Origin of the sequence: Paenibacillus sp. FSL H3-0329 (assembly GCF_037963285.1) — a bacterium.
Taxonomy (GTDB): domain Bacteria; phylum Bacillota; class Bacilli; order Paenibacillales; family Paenibacillaceae; genus Paenibacillus_AQ; species Paenibacillus_AQ odorifer.
Genome location: NZ_CP150150.1, coordinates 2,799,984 through 2,816,030 on the forward strand (window position 1 = coordinate 2,799,984; position 16,047 = coordinate 2,816,030).

The 16,047-nt window shown below is 45.5% G+C and carries 15 protein-coding genes; 11 read left to right on the forward strand and 4 right to left on the reverse strand.

What is annotated here, in order from left to right; all coding sequences use genetic code 11:
- Window positions 1–4: 4 nt before the first annotated feature.
- Window positions 5–604, reverse strand: a complete 600-nt coding sequence (gene rpsD / locus NSQ66_RS12150; protein WP_036686147.1) for a 30S ribosomal protein S4 — start codon at window positions 602–604, stop codon at window positions 5–7.
- 400 nt (window positions 605–1,004) lie between these two features.
- Here rpsD and NSQ66_RS12155 point away from each other — a divergent pair, with 400 nt between their 5' ends.
- The 6 genes from NSQ66_RS12155 (at window position 1,005) to NSQ66_RS12180 (ending at window position 7,005) form a co-directional block, all read left to right on the forward strand.
- Window positions 1,005–3,008: a sensor domain-containing diguanylate cyclase gene (locus tag NSQ66_RS12155; protein ID WP_076099563.1), complete on the forward strand. Its 2,004-nt coding sequence runs from the start codon at window positions 1,005–1,007 to the stop codon at window positions 3,006–3,008.
- 850 nt (window positions 3,009–3,858) lie between these two features.
- A complete protein-coding gene (locus tag NSQ66_RS12160) occupies window positions 3,859–4,011 on the forward strand; it encodes a hypothetical protein (protein WP_170914251.1) in 153 nt (50 codons plus the stop codon).
- Window positions 4,012–4,115: 104 nt separating this feature from the next.
- Window positions 4,116–4,943, forward strand: coding sequence for a hypothetical protein (locus tag NSQ66_RS12165; protein ID WP_076141716.1), 828 nt, complete (start codon window positions 4,116–4,118; stop codon window positions 4,941–4,943).
- 95 nt (window positions 4,944–5,038) lie between these two features.
- Window positions 5,039–6,154, forward strand: coding sequence for an aminopeptidase (locus NSQ66_RS12170; RefSeq protein ID WP_076141715.1), 1,116 nt, complete (start codon window positions 5,039–5,041; stop codon window positions 6,152–6,154).
- Window positions 6,155–6,260: 106 nt separating this feature from the next.
- A complete protein-coding gene (locus NSQ66_RS12175; RefSeq protein WP_036686154.1) occupies window positions 6,261–6,506 on the forward strand; it encodes an HPr family phosphocarrier protein in 246 nt (81 codons plus the stop codon).
- Window positions 6,507–6,708: 202 nt separating this feature from the next.
- Complete coding sequence (locus NSQ66_RS12180) at window positions 6,709–7,005, forward strand: YlaN family protein (protein WP_036686156.1); 297 nt, start codon at window positions 6,709–6,711, stop codon at window positions 7,003–7,005.
- 87 nt (window positions 7,006–7,092) lie between these two features.
- Here NSQ66_RS12180 and cax read toward each other — a convergent pair whose 3' ends face one another.
- Window positions 7,093–8,163 (reverse strand): calcium/proton exchanger, encoded by a 1,071-nt coding sequence (cax, locus tag NSQ66_RS12185; protein WP_038570286.1) that lies wholly within the window; start codon window positions 8,161–8,163, stop codon window positions 7,093–7,095.
- Window positions 8,164–8,317: 154 nt separating this feature from the next.
- Between cax and NSQ66_RS12190 the strand changes: the two genes are divergently transcribed.
- Window positions 8,318–8,683: an Asp23/Gls24 family envelope stress response protein gene (locus NSQ66_RS12190; RefSeq protein ID WP_019911482.1), complete on the forward strand. Its 366-nt coding sequence runs from the start codon at window positions 8,318–8,320 to the stop codon at window positions 8,681–8,683.
- Between the two features lie 88 nt (window positions 8,684–8,771).
- Here NSQ66_RS12190 and ftsW read toward each other — a convergent pair whose 3' ends face one another.
- On the reverse strand, window positions 8,772–10,013 hold the full coding sequence (gene ftsW, locus NSQ66_RS12195) for a putative lipid II flippase FtsW (RefSeq protein WP_080742469.1): 1,242 nt from the start codon (window positions 10,011–10,013) through the stop codon (window positions 8,772–8,774).
- A complete protein-coding gene (locus NSQ66_RS12200) occupies window positions 10,010–10,357 on the reverse strand; it encodes a YugN family protein (protein ID WP_036686159.1) in 348 nt (115 codons plus the stop codon). The genes ftsW and NSQ66_RS12200 overlap by 4 nt, the downstream gene beginning before the upstream one ends.
- Before the next feature lie 239 nt (window positions 10,358–10,596).
- On the opposite strand from NSQ66_RS12200, the gene NSQ66_RS12205 reads away from it, so the two are divergent.
- From NSQ66_RS12205 to NSQ66_RS12220, 4 genes are all read left to right on the forward strand, one after another.
- Window positions 10,597–11,778, forward strand: a complete 1,182-nt coding sequence (locus NSQ66_RS12205) for a M20 family metallopeptidase (RefSeq protein WP_076141714.1) — start codon at window positions 10,597–10,599, stop codon at window positions 11,776–11,778.
- A 63-nt stretch (window positions 11,779–11,841) separates the two neighbouring features.
- Window positions 11,842–12,273, forward strand: coding sequence for a CBS domain-containing protein (locus NSQ66_RS12210; RefSeq protein ID WP_036686162.1), 432 nt, complete (start codon window positions 11,842–11,844; stop codon window positions 12,271–12,273).
- 119 nt (window positions 12,274–12,392) lie between these two features.
- Window positions 12,393–14,105, forward strand: a complete 1,713-nt coding sequence (locus tag NSQ66_RS12215) for a DNA repair helicase XPB (protein ID WP_076141713.1) — start codon at window positions 12,393–12,395, stop codon at window positions 14,103–14,105.
- Window positions 14,102–16,027 carry a helicase-associated domain-containing protein gene (locus NSQ66_RS12220; RefSeq protein ID WP_076141712.1) on the forward strand — a complete coding sequence of 642 codons (1,926 nt, stop codon included), beginning with the start codon at window positions 14,102–14,104 and terminating at the stop codon, window positions 16,025–16,027. The genes NSQ66_RS12215 and NSQ66_RS12220 overlap by 4 nt, the downstream gene beginning before the upstream one ends.
- Window positions 16,028–16,047 lie beyond the last annotated feature (20 nt).

The following is a 16,047-nucleotide window of genomic DNA, read 5'->3' on the forward strand; positions in this document are numbered from 1 at the left end:
GATATTAACGGTTGTAGAACTCGACGATTTGTTTCTCATCGATATCCTGGGAAAGCTCGGAACGTTCTGGCAAACGGATATATTTACCTTCGAAAGATCCTTCAGCATATTCCAGGTAAGCTGGAAGGTGGTTACGGTTAGCAAGAGCTTCTTTGATGGAAGCCATGCCTTGGCTCTTCTCGCGAAGACCGATAACGTCGCCCAAGCTTACACGGTAAGAAGCGATGTCGACTTTTTTGCCGTTTACAGTTACGTGTCCGTGGGAGACCAACTGACGTGCTCCAGCACGGGAGTTAGCAAATCCAAGACGGTAAACTAGGTTGTCCAAGCGGCTTTCAAGCAAGAACATGAAGTTTTCGCCCGCAAGACCTGGAAGTTTTTGTGCTTTAGCGAAGAGAGTACGGAATTGTTTCTCTCCTAAGCCGTACATGTGACGCAGTTTTTGTTTTTCCAAAAGCTGCATTCCGTAGTTACTTACTTTTCTGCGTTGGTTAGCGCCGTGTTGTCCTGGTGGGAAAGGGCGTTTCAGGTCTTTGCCTGTACCGCTAAGGGAAATGCCCAGACGGCGGCTGAGTTTGAATTTAGGTCCGGTGTAACGTGCCATGTTATAGTAGACTCCTTTATATTTGAAATTTCAGGTTAGGGCTCTATTTGCGCCGCATTTCGTATCCGTGATTAGCATTATTGGCTTCCACACTACCAGGGAAGTTCAGCCGCTGCCCTGGCAGTAACGAAATGCGTGAGGGTGACACAACGTTACGCCCAAGTAAGACTTGTTACAGTCTTGTTCAACAATAAATATTATATGAAAGTAGTATATAAAGTCAAGCGCATATTAAAAGAGTTTTTGTCATTCTTTGTCGTTAGTTCTTTGGTCCTAAAAAAAATCCCGGAAATAAGGAAAATATAATGCAATACACAAAGAAAGGGAGTAAAATATAGTTAATTAGATGTTAATTGGGAAGGTTTTTTTTCTTAATTGAGAAGCAAAGGGGATCTTCGTTATGTCAGAACAGAAAGCATACGCTTATAAAGACAGTCGTATGCTGATACAGGACAAATTGCACGCTAGTAGAGATTCCGAAGATCCCACCGCCTGGCTTAGGGAAACGGAAATAGTGTCCCATGACTTCCCATATTTGGCCAATCTGATTGCAGACAGCTTCGAGGAATGGATCGATGGGCTAGAGGCTCTACCGTTCGCTAAATCATGGGATTGGTGTGTACTGAATTTTGAAGGCAGATATTTTGCTAATATTGCCGATCAGCAAGAACGATGGAGGCACCAATGGGAGCAGGCGGCGGCAGCTAGTTTACTTTCCGGCACAACCTCATCTGTTCAACTGACGGTGCAAGGTCAGGATATGAGCTTTTTTACTATACCGCTCATCACTCGCGTTGACAAAGAAATTTTTGCTTTCCTGGGCTGTGCTATGCCGACACAACAATATTTAATGGGTGGACGAGATACTGCTGAGGCTATATCGTTGCAGTACCGGACCATTTTCTATCATAAGTTTGAACATATTTTTGTAACTGATCTTGCGAGTGTTCATCTACATGCTGAACGTGAGAGCAATCGCCGCTCCTTGTTATTTCAGATCGTTCAGCGGATGCATGACAATATTGATGTGAACGCCGTGCTTACGGAGGTTATAGATAGCATTTCTGCAATGTACCCTGGTGCCAGGCTTGAGCTGTTTATGTCGCAAGATCACCGCAGCACTCATCCGCAGGTCAAACCTTTACCGTTTCAGATGTCCAGTGATGATGTCTGCGCTAGAGCATTTAAAGACGGCCGTGTTGCTCTGAACACCAATACTGAAGATCAACACATTGTAGAAATTGGTCTTCCGCTAGGCGGGAAGCAAGGGGTTTATGGCGTATTCCACATGGTGATGGATAACTCGATCTTTATGGATGTAGATTTACGTTTTCTCTCGATGGTGGCGGATACCGCAGGTACTGCTTTTGAGAATGCCAAGCTGTATGAACGGTCCAATCAGCTCATTCGTGAGCTGCGTATGAGTAATGAACTTACACAACGGCTGAATCAGAGCTTGCGTTTAGGGGATATTTTTCAATTTGCGTTTGAAGAGCTGTTAGAGATGTTTGGCGCAGACTACTGCTGTATTTTACATATGAACGAAGAAAAGGGCGGGCTAGAGGTTATTGCTTGCAATCATTCCTCCTTGCAAAATGAAATTTTAGAAGTAGGACAAGGTTTAGGCGGGAAGGTCTATACTACTGGGGAATCATTAATCATGTCTAACTACATAGATAATCCTAACACTACTTCTCGTTTAATGAATGCTACCGGGTCGCAGTCGCTGATTGCCACACCTTTAAGTGTAGGTGGTGAAGTGCGTGGTGCCATCATGTTGGCGCATCGCGATGCCCATTATTTCTCTTATGACAATTACAGATTGCTTCAGGCGATGGCGGGGCATATTGGACTTGCTGTAGGGAACGCAAGGCTGCATGCCGAAGTTAGACGTCTAGCGAACAGAGATAGCCTAACTGGACTTTATGCTCGTCATTATCTGGACGAAGAAATAAAGGAACGGCAGTCTACAGATTTTTGCGGTTGCTTAATCGTTGTGGATATCGATCAGTTCAAGATGGTGAATGATACCTATGGTCATCAAAAGGGTGACAAGATTTTAAAAGAGGTCAGTGAAATTGTGAAGTCCTCCATCCGACAAGGTGATATTGCTGCGAGGTGGGGCGGAGAAGAACTGTCGGTCTATTTACCATTAATGGGAGTAGAACAGGCAGTAAATGTGGCTGAGCGTATTCGCAAGCGGGTGATGAACGAAACCGAACCTAATGTAACAGTGTCCTGCGGTATAGCAGAATGGAGCTGGATGGACGAACGTGTAAGCGTGGAATCCCTGTTCTATCGAGCGGATATGGCACTGTATAAAGCTAAGAACAATGGGCGTAACCAGGTGATCGTTGACACTAAAGAGAATGGCAGTGGTGTGAAGGGATTGCCTCATAAGTAAAAAAAGATAGCAGAGCAGCGGTTCTCCCCTTATTGGAGAGTCGCTGCTTTTTGTTTTGGCAGATGGCTGGCTGCTTCGACTGTGTATCTATCATCCTGCTGCGATGCATCGGACTCAGATGACGTTATTTGCGTGATTTTAGCCATTGAAGCATGTTTTCGGACTCCGGAGACGCTATTGTTTGGAAAAGGACTCATATTGTGCGTTTTTGAGGTCAATAGCTGCGCTGGAGTCCGTTGGTATGGGAAATATCGGGAAATGCTGCGTTAAGGGTCAGTTGTGTCCGTTAGGGAGTTACTGTGCATATCTTTAGTTAGCCAGGACTGTGGCGCTGTAAGTCTCGCATTAACTATCGACACCACGCGGATTCATTAGCGAATATGTATGGACACATTGAATAGTTCTGAAAAAGGAAGGTGAGAGTGAAGTAGGTTCCTATGCACCACCGCATTACATTTGATAATGGCTCCATGCTTACGGTGACTTTGTATGCGCACAAGATTGCGACTACCTAATTGAGTCTATATCTTAAATGTACGCACATTTAAGATAGGTCGACGCTAATAAATCAGTATCTGACTCCCACATGAGCAGCGGTTCTCCGATATTGGAGAAATGCTGCTCTTTGTGTTGCACGTTAGCTTCGCGTTTCATCTGCGTCCACAGCATCCAACGTGCATCGGACTCAGATGACGTTATTTGCGTGATTTTAGCTTTTTAAGCATGTTTTCGGACTCCGGAGACGCTATTCCTTAATAAGAGGGGCATATCGGACGCATTTCGGATCAATAGCTGCAATGGAGTCCGTTGGCATACGAAATATCGCAAAATACTGTAATTAAGGTCAGCTGTGTCCGAAAGCGACAACGGTGCGGCGACTGGCAGCGGTAACTTCGTGAGTCTGAAGGTGGTATGTACTGACATTCGAAAGCAAGCGACGAACGCGCATAAGTTAGAGCAATGTATGGAAAACGATAGCAGCAACGTATTTGCATCTGTATAAGGCGCGCAGGAAGGGAGAACCCTATAGTGGGCTGTAAAGTAAAATACTCCAAGAAAGGCCTGATGACCGTGAGAAAGTCATTGTTACTAAAGGGGTTAGTTCTTATGATTTTTACCTTGTCCTGCGTGTTCAACAGCGGTTGCAGCGTTATTAGAGACAAACCAGCCAAGAAAGATCTAAGTTTGGTGTTAGCGGGTATAACGGGCAGCGATGGGGTTACTTTTAAAGGGTCAACCATGCTTACAAAAGGTGGAAAGACCGTTCCGGAATCCATGATATTTTACGAAGGCACAGTACAGGACCATAAGAAGGTCAATCTGTATACACTGCTTCCTGATAAATCCTCATCCACAAAAAAAGCAGCTAATAGCGCTAAAGATTTAAAAAGCGGCATCACTTCTATGAAAGCTTTCCATAGTCAGCTAGAGAAAAAAGAGGGGGAATGGGTAGCGTTGACCACTGAAGGTTCATCTGAGGACGGAAATCCGCTTGCTTTGCTTAATCCGTTAAAACAGCTGGAGGAGCTGCAATCCATGGAGGCTAATGTGACTGAAGATGCGGGTGCAGGCAGAGGGACAAATGTGCTGCGGATCGAGCTGACGCCTGCTGAGGCCAGAAAGCAGCTGACTGCTGAATTAGAAAAAGAGATGCAAGACCTTCGACCTGAAACACCTGATTCGGCTGGAAAAATAACAAAGAACGATCAGGCGGTTACGCAAGCTTTAGTGGAGCTGTGGGAGAAGAAAAATAATGAATTACAGCAAAAGCTGAAACAAGCTAATGTTGAGACAGTCTACCATTTAACGGTTGATACAAAACATAATCTGCCGAGAAAGCTCACCTTAAATCGTAAGGTTACCTACTTGGAAGCGGGGAATAAATCTGATAATGAAACTTATGTATCACAGGTAAATTTTTCAGGCTTTCGTTGATTTTCACATTATGCTACAGGTCTTGCGCTCCATACAGGGCGTGCTACAATAGAAAAGCTTGCTTATTTTTTAGACAGAGGAAGGAAGAATACACAATGAAAGATCCCAGAATTCAAAAGCTGGCGGCTAACCTAGTCGGTTATTCCGTAAATGTCCAGCCAGGCGAGAACGTGCTCGTCGAAATGATTGGCAATGAAAGAGATTTAATTAAAGCAGTTGTAGAGGAAATCGGCAAAGCCGGCGGTCATGCTTTTGTACAATTAACAGATCGTACAGTCCTGCGCAGCATGCTTAAATACGCAACTCGTGAGAGTCTTCAGACATGGGCTGAAATTGACTTGAACCGGATGAAGCAAATGGATTGTTATATCGGGATTCGTGCAGGTGAGAATGTGAATGACCTGTCTGATGTTCCTGAAGAAAATATGAAATTGTATAACTCGTTGTACTCCCATCCAGTGCACAGTGAACAACGTGTGAAGCACACGAAGTGGGTAGTGCTGCGTTATCCGAATGCGAGCATGGCTCAGCTTGCGAATATTAGCACTGAAGCGTTTGAAGACTTTTATTTCGAAGTGTGTAATTTGGATTACGCCAAGATGGACAAGGCTCAGGATGCTTTAGCTGATCTCATGCGCAGAACGGATAAGGTACATATTTTGAGTGCTGGAACAGATCTTAAGTTCTCGATTAAAGGAATCGGTGCAGAGAAATGCTCCGGGCAAAAAAATATTCCGGATGGCGAGGTTTACAGCGCCCCAGTTCGCAATTCTGTAAATGGAACGATCAGCTATAATGCACCGTCAGTATATAATGGAGTGACCTTTGAAAATATCAAATTCAAATTCGAGAACGGAAAAATTGTTGAAGCCACCAGCAATGACTCCGCCCGTTTGAACGAGATTTTGAATTCAGATGACGGCGCACGTCATATTGGCGAATTCGCTATCGGGTTTAACCCTTACATTCTTCACCCGATGAATGATATTCTTTTTGACGAAAAAATCGCAGGCAGCCTGCACTTTACGCCAGGACAAGCATATGATGTTACAGATAACGGTAACCGCTCCTCCATTCACTGGGATCTTGTGTTGATCCAACGTCCAGATTATGGCGGCGGAGAAATTTATTTTGACGATGTATTGATCCGTAAGGATGGAATTTTTGTGTTGCCGGAACTCGAAGGTCTGAATCCTGAAAACTTGAAATAAAATGTAATAACAAGAAAACTCCTTGCACAAGTAAGCGGATTCAATGTATCATAAGAAATGATAACAAAAGACTAAAGTTTTATAATCAAGTTGCGGAGGGATTTCTATGTCCAGTAACAATGCGGCAATTGTCGATATTGCCCAAACGGCAGGCCAGTTCAACTCTTCAATCGTTCTTCAAGCGGACAACAAGTACATTGATGTTAAAAGTATCCTTGGTTTGTTCACTACTTTGGTATCCAGCCAGAGCTATGAGCTTCATGTTCATGGGGCAGATGCTGAAGAAGCTAAGAAGGCAATGACTGAAGTGTTTGCAAAACACGGTTTGAAATTCACAGTTGTTGCTGAGTAATAGTCGTGCTAAAAACGTCCTACCGGTTTTCGGTGGGGCGTTTTTTCTAGAAGTAGATATGAAACTTGATAGGATAACGCAGCAGGTTCTTTTAAATATATGGTTAGTATAAACTGAATTGTTGTATTGATACCGGATTTCGTCTAATATTAAGTAAAATAGTAAAAGCAGCTTAACTTTTGGACATGGGGGGGATAGAGGCATGACTTCATCGGAATTACAGGAACAGTATAATCTTAAAGCAATCAATCTTCTACAAGAAGATGCCGATAAAATTCAGCAACTTATAGAAGTGCAGATGGAGAATCTGGCAACACGCTACTGCCCTCTCTATGAGGAAGTGCTGGATACCCAGATGTACGGTTTCTCCAGAGAAGTGGATTTTGCGGTTAGAGCAGGTTTGGTCCCAGAAATTACTGGTAAAATGGTACTAAGTAAGCTGGAGCGTAACTTAGCAGTACTCTACGAGGCTTTGAACAACAAAGCGAAAGAAGAATAAATATCGGTTTCTTAAGTATTTATAGAAGCGCACATGAGGACGAATCGCTCATGTGCGCTTTTTGTTGTGTACAATGGTTAATAATAATTATACGAGATAGAAGGAGACTCCTAAAATCAGGTAAACAGTTAATAACAAAAGGCCCTCATACCAGTTAGTCGAGCCGTCCTGGGTAATTGATTTGGCAATAAAGACGGCTACACCGATGGCGACAATCTCAATGGTCGTAAAAACAATGTCCATTGTATCACCCATGAAATAACTGGCGAAGATTAGGACAGGTGCTACGAACAGGGCGATTTGGAGACTGCTTCCAACTGCAATTTCTACGGCTGCACCGATTTTGTTCTTCATGGCCAGCATAATGGCTGCACTATGCTCTGCGGCATTACCGATGATGGCTACGAGGAACGCACCTACAAACAGCTCGCTGAATCCGAAACGTTCTGTTAAAGTCTCTAACGTCCCTACCAGCCACTCACTCACGAAGGCTACCATTACGGTGGCAAGCACTAGATAAAGGATGGATTTGTTTCTGGACCATGCAGGGGCATGCTCATGGGCTAACTCTTCTTTACCCTCTTCTGTAACGTCCTCTAGATGTTTCTTATGCGTGATCATGGAGAAGATTAGCCAAGCAATGTACGAAGCGATGAGCAGCCCGGCAACGATTAAACTGAGCACATCTGTATCCTTCTCCGTAATAGAGTGGGTGGTAAAGAACATAGCGGGAACAAATAAGGCAATGACGGCAACGATCATCAAGGAGCCATTCATTCCGGCAAGGGTTACGTTAAAGTTCTGAACTTTGAACTTCATCCCGCCGGCGAAAATACTCAATCCTAGAACAAGCAACAGGTTGCCGATAATAGAACCGGTAAGACTGGCTTTGACCATGTCGAACAATCCTTCCTTGACCAGGAAGAAGGCAATGATTAGCTCAGCAGCATTGCCGAAGGTGGCGTTAAGGAAGCCGCCCAGTCGCTGTCCGGCATAATGAGCTACACTTTCAGTAGCCCGGCCGAGAAATCCAGCCACAAACACCACAGCGATTGCTGAGAGAATGAACTGCAGGGTATGATCCCAATCGGCATAATGGCCGATTGCACTAAGGATAAAGGTGATACCCATCAGTGATGGTGAAATCCATTTTTTCAATGTAAAGGACACTCCTATCTATGTATTTAGATTGAATTCATAATCAATATACCCAAATTGTTCCTAGGTGTAAACGAGAAAGCGATAAAGTGATTTGCTTTTTAGCCTGTTTTGGAATTACAATAATTGATAATGAGTGTAGGGGGGATATGGCATGGCAGAACAACTTCAACTGGAAATGGGAAATATACGAATTTCAAATGACGTCGTCTCAAAAATTGCCGGTTTGGCTGCCTTGGAGACTCCGGGAATTGCAGCCATGTCTGGTGGCCTGTCAGAAGGCTGGGCGAAACGTCTAAGCGGTAAGAACGTTCAGAAGGGCGTTACCGTTGAAGTAGGACAGCTGGAAGCAGCAGTAGATCTACGAATTATCGTTCTCTATGAAACACCGATCCACGAAGTGTGCCGGATGCTTCAGCAGAACGTACGTGAAGCTGTGGAGAGCATGACTGGACTTCATATTGTTGAGGTAAATGTCAAAGTTGAAGGCGTAGCTTTCAAGAATGATGAAATCTCTTAAAAAACTTGTACACAAAAAAGCAGTCCAAGGTTAATTCCCTGGGCTGCTTTTTTATGTGTATATCCCCTAACCTCCGGCTTTATAAAGCTTACCGGGAACGAACCTGTCTAACCGTTGTTACAGATTTCGTTACTTCCTCTTTGGCAGGAAGGTTGGTTTCTCTTGAGATGCTTAGCATAATTCCCATGCACAGCATGCTGACAAGGAGTGAAGAGCCCCCGTAGCTGATAAACGGCAAGGTAACGCCGGTAAGAGGGATTGTATTGGTTACACCACCGATATTGACAAAGGCCTGAATGGCTATGAGGCCCATAATCCCAATTCCGACGAGCGTACCAAAGGGATCCTTACACCTTAAAGCGATTAGAATACCCCGCCAGATAAAATACAGATATAACATCAAAAATATGGAGGTCCCTAGAAAGCCGAACTCTTCACCAATTACGGGGAAGATAAAGTCCGTATAAGGGTATTTTAGATAGTCCAGCTTTTGAATGCTTTTGCCGAAGCCGGAACCACTTACTCCACCTTGGCCAAGAGCGGTTAAGGATTGAATAATGTTATAACCATCACCCTCAGCAACCTGATAAGGATCTAAAAAGGCAACGATACGACCTTTTCTATAATCCTGAGTGTCAGTGGCTTTATCGGATGGAGATAAGGAATCAATCGCTGCTTTGGCGCCTATAACTAGTCCTACACCCAGCACTAGCAGTGCTATAGAGCCCAGAATATGCTTCATGCTGGCACCACCGGCATAAATAACAAGTCCGCTGGTAGCTACGAGAATGAGGCAAGAACCTAAATCCGGCTGCATCATTATAAGTCCGGCAACAATACCCACGATAACCATTACAGGGATATATCCTGTACGGAAATCTCTAAACCGTTCACCTTTTTTGGTGATGAGTGCTGAGATATACAGGATAATCGATATTTTGGCTAATTCGGTGGGTTGAATTCCAAGTTTCCCGATACTAAGCCAGCTCTTGGCACCATTAATTTTTTCAGAGAAGGCTACCACGAGCAGAAGAATAACGGTGATGATAAAAATAGGTACATACCACTTCTTAAACTTACTGTAGTGAATGTTCATAGCTATAAACATAACAACGGTTCCGAGTACGATCCAGATCACTTGGCGTTTAATGAAATATAGAGGGTCATTACCGAACTTCGAGCTTGCTAATGTTAAGCTTGAGCTAGCACTGAAGACCATGACTAGACCGAAACCCACAAGTAGTAGTGTTAAGATAAGTAGTTGGAAATCGGGTGTTCCTCTTTTGGGCAGGCTGACATTTTGTTTCGTCGTTCCCTTTCTGTTACTCAAGCCTCTAACAGCTGCTTTAATTCAAGAATCCGCTTAGCAGCAGTGTCCAATACTGGTTTTGGCACCGGAGATTCATATTCCAGGCCATGAGGGAAGGTTGCTTTTCCTAAGTATACGGCTTCAATTGCAAGTACGGCATCAGACTTCTCTAGCTTTCCCTCGACAGCGCGAGTGTTAATGCGTAGGAAGTATTCGCCACCATCCTGTGGGTCTTCAATTTTGCAGTCGTAAGTGGCACGATAGTATTCCCATTGCCAGCGGATGAAGCCAGCTTTTGTGGCACTCTCGTCCAGATAGAGAAGATCACTCTTCAATCCTACGAGGCCCGTGTTCTCAAAAATCATAGCACGCATATCCCCCTTATGAAGTATAATGATGAATTTCTGATCCGATTGCTGATGTTCTACCTCATGATAGTATGTTTCTAAAGGTTGTGCAAGAGTAGGCAGTGCCTAACAATACCCAGTTTTTTGCGTTTCTGCTACAATAAAAGAATTATAGTCGTTCGCGGCTGGAACAAAGTGAACAGGACTGCTATCGCTTGCTATGGATGCGGGTTTATCGAGAAGGGGATGGAGAACTTATGAAGAGCTTAGCGGTTGATTCGCTCATGCCGGAGATCGTGGAATGGAGACGCCATTTGCATCGTCATCCGGAGTTGTCTTTTCATGAAAAGGAAACGTCAGCATTTATAGCAGATAAGTTAGCCAAATTCGGAATTGAAGTCAGAAAAAGCGGGACAGGGTATGGTGTGCTTGGCATATTACGGGGGAAGCGGCCGGGGAAAACCGTTGTTCTTCGCGCGGATATGGACGCCCTACCTATTAAAGAGGAGAACAAGAAGGATTACGTTTCGCAAAATGAAGGGGTAATGCATGCCTGTGGACATGATGGCCACACTTCCATACTGCTCGGTGTAGCCTCTTACTACAGCAGTCGGCTTGAGGAGCTGGAAGGGGAGCTGCGTTTTCTTTTTCAGCCCGCAGAGGAAGTATGCCCAGGAGGGGCGCAGGGGATGATCGCCGAAGGCATGTTAGAAGGAGCGGATGCGGTGTATGGTCTGCATCTGTGGACTCCATTGCCTATGGGAACTGTAGGGAGTGCTCCGGGACCGTTGATGGCGTCTGCGGACGAGTTTTTTATAGATATCATTGGCAAAGGCGGACACGGCGGCATGCCGAACCGTACCATTGATAGCATCGTGGCGGGAGCGGCGCTGGTGACCCAGCTCCAGAGCATTGTAAGCCGCTCTGTGAACCCGCTGGAGCCTGCTGTACTCAGTGTAGGAACCATTCAAGGGGGATTCGCCCAGAATGTCATTGCCGAGCAATGCCGGATCACAGGGACAGTGCGGGCATTCGACGAGGAGACACAGCATTTGATACGCCAGCGAATCGAAGAAATGACCGTTTCTATTGCCAGCGCTTACGGGGCAGAAGCTAAGATAGATTACGTAATGGGATATCCTCCCCTCGTAAATCACGATGGTGAAGTTCAGCGGTTTTTCGAGGTGGCCCCAGCGGCTTTAGGAGAATCTGTTGAGGTGATTCGGATGGAAAAGCTGATGCCAGCTGAGGATTTTGCCTATTATGTTAAGGAGATTCCGGGCTGCTTTATGTTTGTAGGTGCAGGAAATCCGGATAAAGAGGCTGACTATCCACATCATCATAGCAAATTTGATTTTGACGAAGATGCCATGCTGCACGGAATGAAGCTGCTCATTGCTATGGCGAATTCCTGTATGCGTGAGAACACAATCGTATAATTTCGTTTCATAGAGGAGAACCTATTCCCATAACATGGAGATCATGATTAGGAGGGTTCATTCTTGAAGACAGTGAAAGAGGTTATGACGAAGGAGCCTGCAACGGTTACGCTGCAAGATAATGTGTATGAAGTTGCCGTGAAAATGCGAGATTATGACACTGGATTTATACCTGTTGTTGATAATGAAGAACATAAGACACTGATCGGCGTAATTACTGACCGCGATCTCGTGATTAGAGGTTATGCGGCTAAACATCCTGGTTCAACCTCAGTGGAAACTGTAATGAGTAAAGAGATTCAGACCGTCTCGGAGAATACTTCAGTAGATGAGGCTGCAGAGTTAATGGCTGGCTGGCAAATCCGCAGGCTGGCGGTGACACGTGACCAGAAGCTGGTGGGCGTAGTGTCGATTGGAGATCTGGCTGTGCGCGACATTTTTGCGGATGAAGCTGGTGAAGCACTCCATGATATTTCGCAGCAGCATTTACATTAAATAGTCAGATAGGGAAGCTCATGACCGTTATGCGGGGATGGGCTTTTTCCTGTTATATGAAAATAAACAAAATTACATAGCGCAAGCTTAAATTACATGAACACTAGGGAGGAAAAACTATGAATGGATCAGGAGCTTGCATCGTGCGCAGGGACCGGACAATTTTACTGGAATGTGCTCATCCGGATTTTGAGGTGGCAAGGAAAAAGCTAGGGACCTTCGCGGAGCTGATAAAAAGTCCTCCTGCTTACCATACCTACCGAATTACCCCGTTATCTCTTTGGAATGCGGCTGCGCTTAATTATACTGCTGAGGAGATTATCACTAACCTGCATCACCTTGCACGCTGGGGTGTTCCCACAGGACTGGAGGAGGAAATCGAAACTCTTTTGTCCAGATATGGAAAGCTGACTCTTCATGGCCAAGAGACTCGGAATGAGGTCGTTATGTTAAGAGCGGATGCTCCTGAGCTTTTGGATGAATTGAGTGATGAACAAGGTCTAAAAGCGTTGGGTCTACTGAGAATAAATCCTCTGGAATGCTCGTGTCCTGCGGAGAATAGAGGGCTTTTGAAACAAGAGCTGATGAGATTGGGTTATCCAGTTCTCGACTACGCCGGATATCATGAAGGACAAGCGCTTAGCTTGACCTGGAAGGAGAATCTCGATGCCTGCAAGGCTGATACGGCAAACGATTCATTTGGCTTACGTGAATACCAGCAGGAGGCCGTTCAGCTGTTTCAAGGGACAGAAGGACAAGGGGGAAGCGGTGTGGTGGTGCTGCCTTGTGGCGCAGGAAAGACAATTGTAGGAGTAGCAGTACTTGAAAGTCTCCAATGTGAAACCTTAATTTTAACTTCAAATACAACATCCGTAAGGCAATGGATGGATGAACTGCTGGAGCGAACAGATTTGGCCGGGGAGGCAGTGGGAGAATATTCCGGTGAAAAAAGAGAAGTGCGGCCAGTTACCATTGCCACCTATCAAATATTAACCCATCGTTCGTCCAAAGACGGTCCGTTTCTCCATATGAAGCTGTTTAACGAACGCAATTGGGGCTTGATTATATATGATGAGGTTCACCTGCTTCCAGCGCCTGTATTTCGGGCTACAGCAGACATTCAGGCTACACGTCGACTGGGGCTTACAGCCACTTTGGTTAGAGAAGACGGGAAGGAAGGGGATGTGTTCTCTTTAATCGGACCGAAACGCTACGATCTGCCTTGGAAGGAGCTGGAGCAGCAGGGCTGGATCGCTGAAGTGGAATGTGTAGAGATCATTGTGCCCATGAATCCGGAGCTTAAACAAGAATATATGTACGCGGCGGCAAAAGAAAAATTTCGTATGGCTTCATGCAATCCTGCCAAAGCTGAGATTGTAGCCAAGCTTCTAAAGGTCCATGCAGGCTCTTCGGTACTGGTTATTGGACAATATCTCGACCAGTTAAGTGAACTGGCTGACAGGATCGGGGCACCTTTAATTACCGGCAAAACGAAGCAGCGTGAAAGAGACGAGCTATATGCGGCTTTTAACGAGGGAGATATACAGGTACTGGTGGTGTCAAAAGTAGCGAATTTCGCGGTGAATTTACCTGACGCGTCGATTGCTATTGAAGTCTCGGGAGCTTATGGATCCCGGCAGGAGGAAGCTCAGCGACTAGGTCGAATCCTCCGTCCAAAAGCGGGGGAGAATAAAGCCTATTTTTATACACTGGTATCTGAAGATAGCCGGGAACAGGATTTCGCTTTGCGCCGCCGGATGTTTTTGACTGAGCAGGGTTATGAATATGTCGTTAAAAAGATGCCGAGTGGAGAGGAGCGAACCATTCATTGAACCAGCTATCAACAGAAGCATTAGAGGTCTTAAAGCGGTTATGTGCAGCTTATGCTGCCCAGCCGTTTGAAGAAGGGAAAGAAGAACGATTGCGCCCTGTGGCGCTTTGTCGTGCTGAGCAAAAGCTTGCAATGAACGAATTGCGCCGCGAGGGGCTGTTAACTGCAAGGCATAAAATTTTGGGCGAAAAGCTGTATCAGATTCCGGTTGATCAACTACCGGCAATTGAACAAGAATTTTTCCCGTATCAGCCGCAATTCATTGCCGGGCATTTAGTGAGTCTTACCATGGAGGCGGGGGCCGGACTGGCGATAGATCTGTTTCGGGCTTTGCTGTTCACCGCTTGGGAAGGACTGCCGCTGACAGCCAAGGGGATTATTCATAAAAAGCACCTAAACCGCTTAGCGGCGCAGCTCTCTTTTGGCGAGGAGCATTTGCAATGGCTCTCCGTGGGTTCTCTTTTAGAGGAACAGAAAACTCTTTCTGTCATTGCGACGGTGGATATCCTGCTGTTTCTTGGACTTATTCGCAGGCAGAGCGCCGGGTACACGCTTGATATGGAGCTATTGGATCGTTGGCTGCAGCTTCCTGAAGCGACGATGAGTGACATTCTCTATGGAATTGTAATTAATCGCTGCGGATGCGTGGGACCTGCCGATCAACATTTTCGTTATATAATCTCAAATGCAGATTTTATCCCCGGGAAATGGATAATGCTGCCCGCGCTATTAGACTGGATGATGGATGCTAATCTCACAGGTACCGTTGCCCGTAATGAGCTTGAACAATCAAGCTTGAACTGGTTACGTTGTTTAACAGGCTTTGGCTGGTGCGAGCTGGGAGAAACCGCTGAGGGTATGTTGTGTTTTTGCTGGACCGCTGCTAAGCCAATGTTATCTGCTGAGAGGGGATCATTCGCTGCTGTTGGGTCTGGAGATACACAGGAACAGTTTATTGTGCAGCCGGATTTCGAGGTGCTGGTTCCACCAGAGGTCCCCTATTCTGTACGATGGACACTGGCTGGCTGCGCTGAGCTCCAGCAAAGTGATACGATATGGAGCTTCCGGCTGACGAAAGAGAGGTTGGAACTTGCAGCTGAGCGTGGAATGTCACCGAATGACATCATCTCATGGATAAGTGAGCATGCACTAGGCGGGCTTCCTTTGGTGGTTCAAATGTCTCTTGAGCAATGGGCAAAAAGCATTGGCCGTACCTCACTCACCCAAGTAATTATTTTGACCTGTCAGACGGAAGCAGATGGAGCTGCTATCGCAGCTCACCCGCGTTTACAGGAGAACCTTGAACGTATCGGTCCTTTACATTTCATAGTGGACCCGCAATGTATGGAACAGATACGAAAAGAGCTGTACTCCGCGGGGTTAGCGCCTTCCAGAATCATTGGAGGACAGGTAGAGGAAACAAACCTAGGGTGGTGTTTGTTTCCTCATGAAACAGGAAACCCCGAAGCAATGTATGTTCTTCCAGAGCTGAATGTAGAACTAGGATTGCTGTCCAAAGGGAATCCTTTTCTTAACCTGCCGGTTATTGCTCCTGAACAGGAGGAAGAGATTCTCTTCGGTGGAGAAAATGTACCGCAGATCTGGAGCAAAGAATGGCGGCATTATCATAGCTCGACTGCACAAAAGGTGATGGAGCAAGGGTTAAGATGGGGAGTCAAGGTGCGTTTTGCACTAAAGGATCAGATGTTAGATTTTATCCCTTCACGCATAAGTGGGAATCCATGGAGAGTTTCCGGACAACTGCTCTTTCATGATGGTGAAACGGTTGAAGATATAGAGCTCACTCCGGAAGACTGGAAGGAAATGAAGTTAGTTATTCCCAAAGGACGAAGAAATTCCTCTTCTGCTCAAGCGAGTGATTATGGTATGATAGAAAAGTCTACTGAATCGGTAGATCATTAACGAAGAAAAGAGCTGAGTTC

Excerpts from the sequence above, each read along its gene's own strand:
- rpsD (WP_036686147.1), bottom strand. The coding sequence starts at position 604 with ATGGCACGTTACACCGGACCTAAATTCAAACTCAGCCGCCGTCTGGGC.
- NSQ66_RS12155 (WP_076099563.1), top strand. The coding sequence starts at position 1,005 with ATGTCAGAACAGAAAGCATACGCTTATAAAGACAGTCGTATGCTGATA.
- NSQ66_RS12165 (WP_076141716.1), top strand. The coding sequence starts at position 4,116 with ATGATTTTTACCTTGTCCTGCGTGTTCAACAGCGGTTGCAGCGTTATT.
- NSQ66_RS12170 (WP_076141715.1), top strand. The coding sequence starts at position 5,039 with ATGAAAGATCCCAGAATTCAAAAGCTGGCGGCTAACCTAGTCGGTTAT.
- NSQ66_RS12175 (WP_036686154.1), top strand. The coding sequence starts at position 6,261 with ATGTCCAGTAACAATGCGGCAATTGTCGATATTGCCCAAACGGCAGGC.
- NSQ66_RS12180 (WP_036686156.1), top strand. The coding sequence starts at position 6,709 with ATGACTTCATCGGAATTACAGGAACAGTATAATCTTAAAGCAATCAAT.
- NSQ66_RS12190 (WP_019911482.1), top strand. The coding sequence starts at position 8,318 with ATGGCAGAACAACTTCAACTGGAAATGGGAAATATACGAATTTCAAAT.
- NSQ66_RS12200 (WP_036686159.1), bottom strand. The coding sequence starts at position 10,357 with ATGATTTTTGAGAACACGGGCCTCGTAGGATTGAAGAGTGATCTTCTC.
- NSQ66_RS12205 (WP_076141714.1), top strand. The coding sequence starts at position 10,597 with ATGAAGAGCTTAGCGGTTGATTCGCTCATGCCGGAGATCGTGGAATGG.
- NSQ66_RS12215 (WP_076141713.1), top strand. The coding sequence starts at position 12,393 with ATGAATGGATCAGGAGCTTGCATCGTGCGCAGGGACCGGACAATTTTA.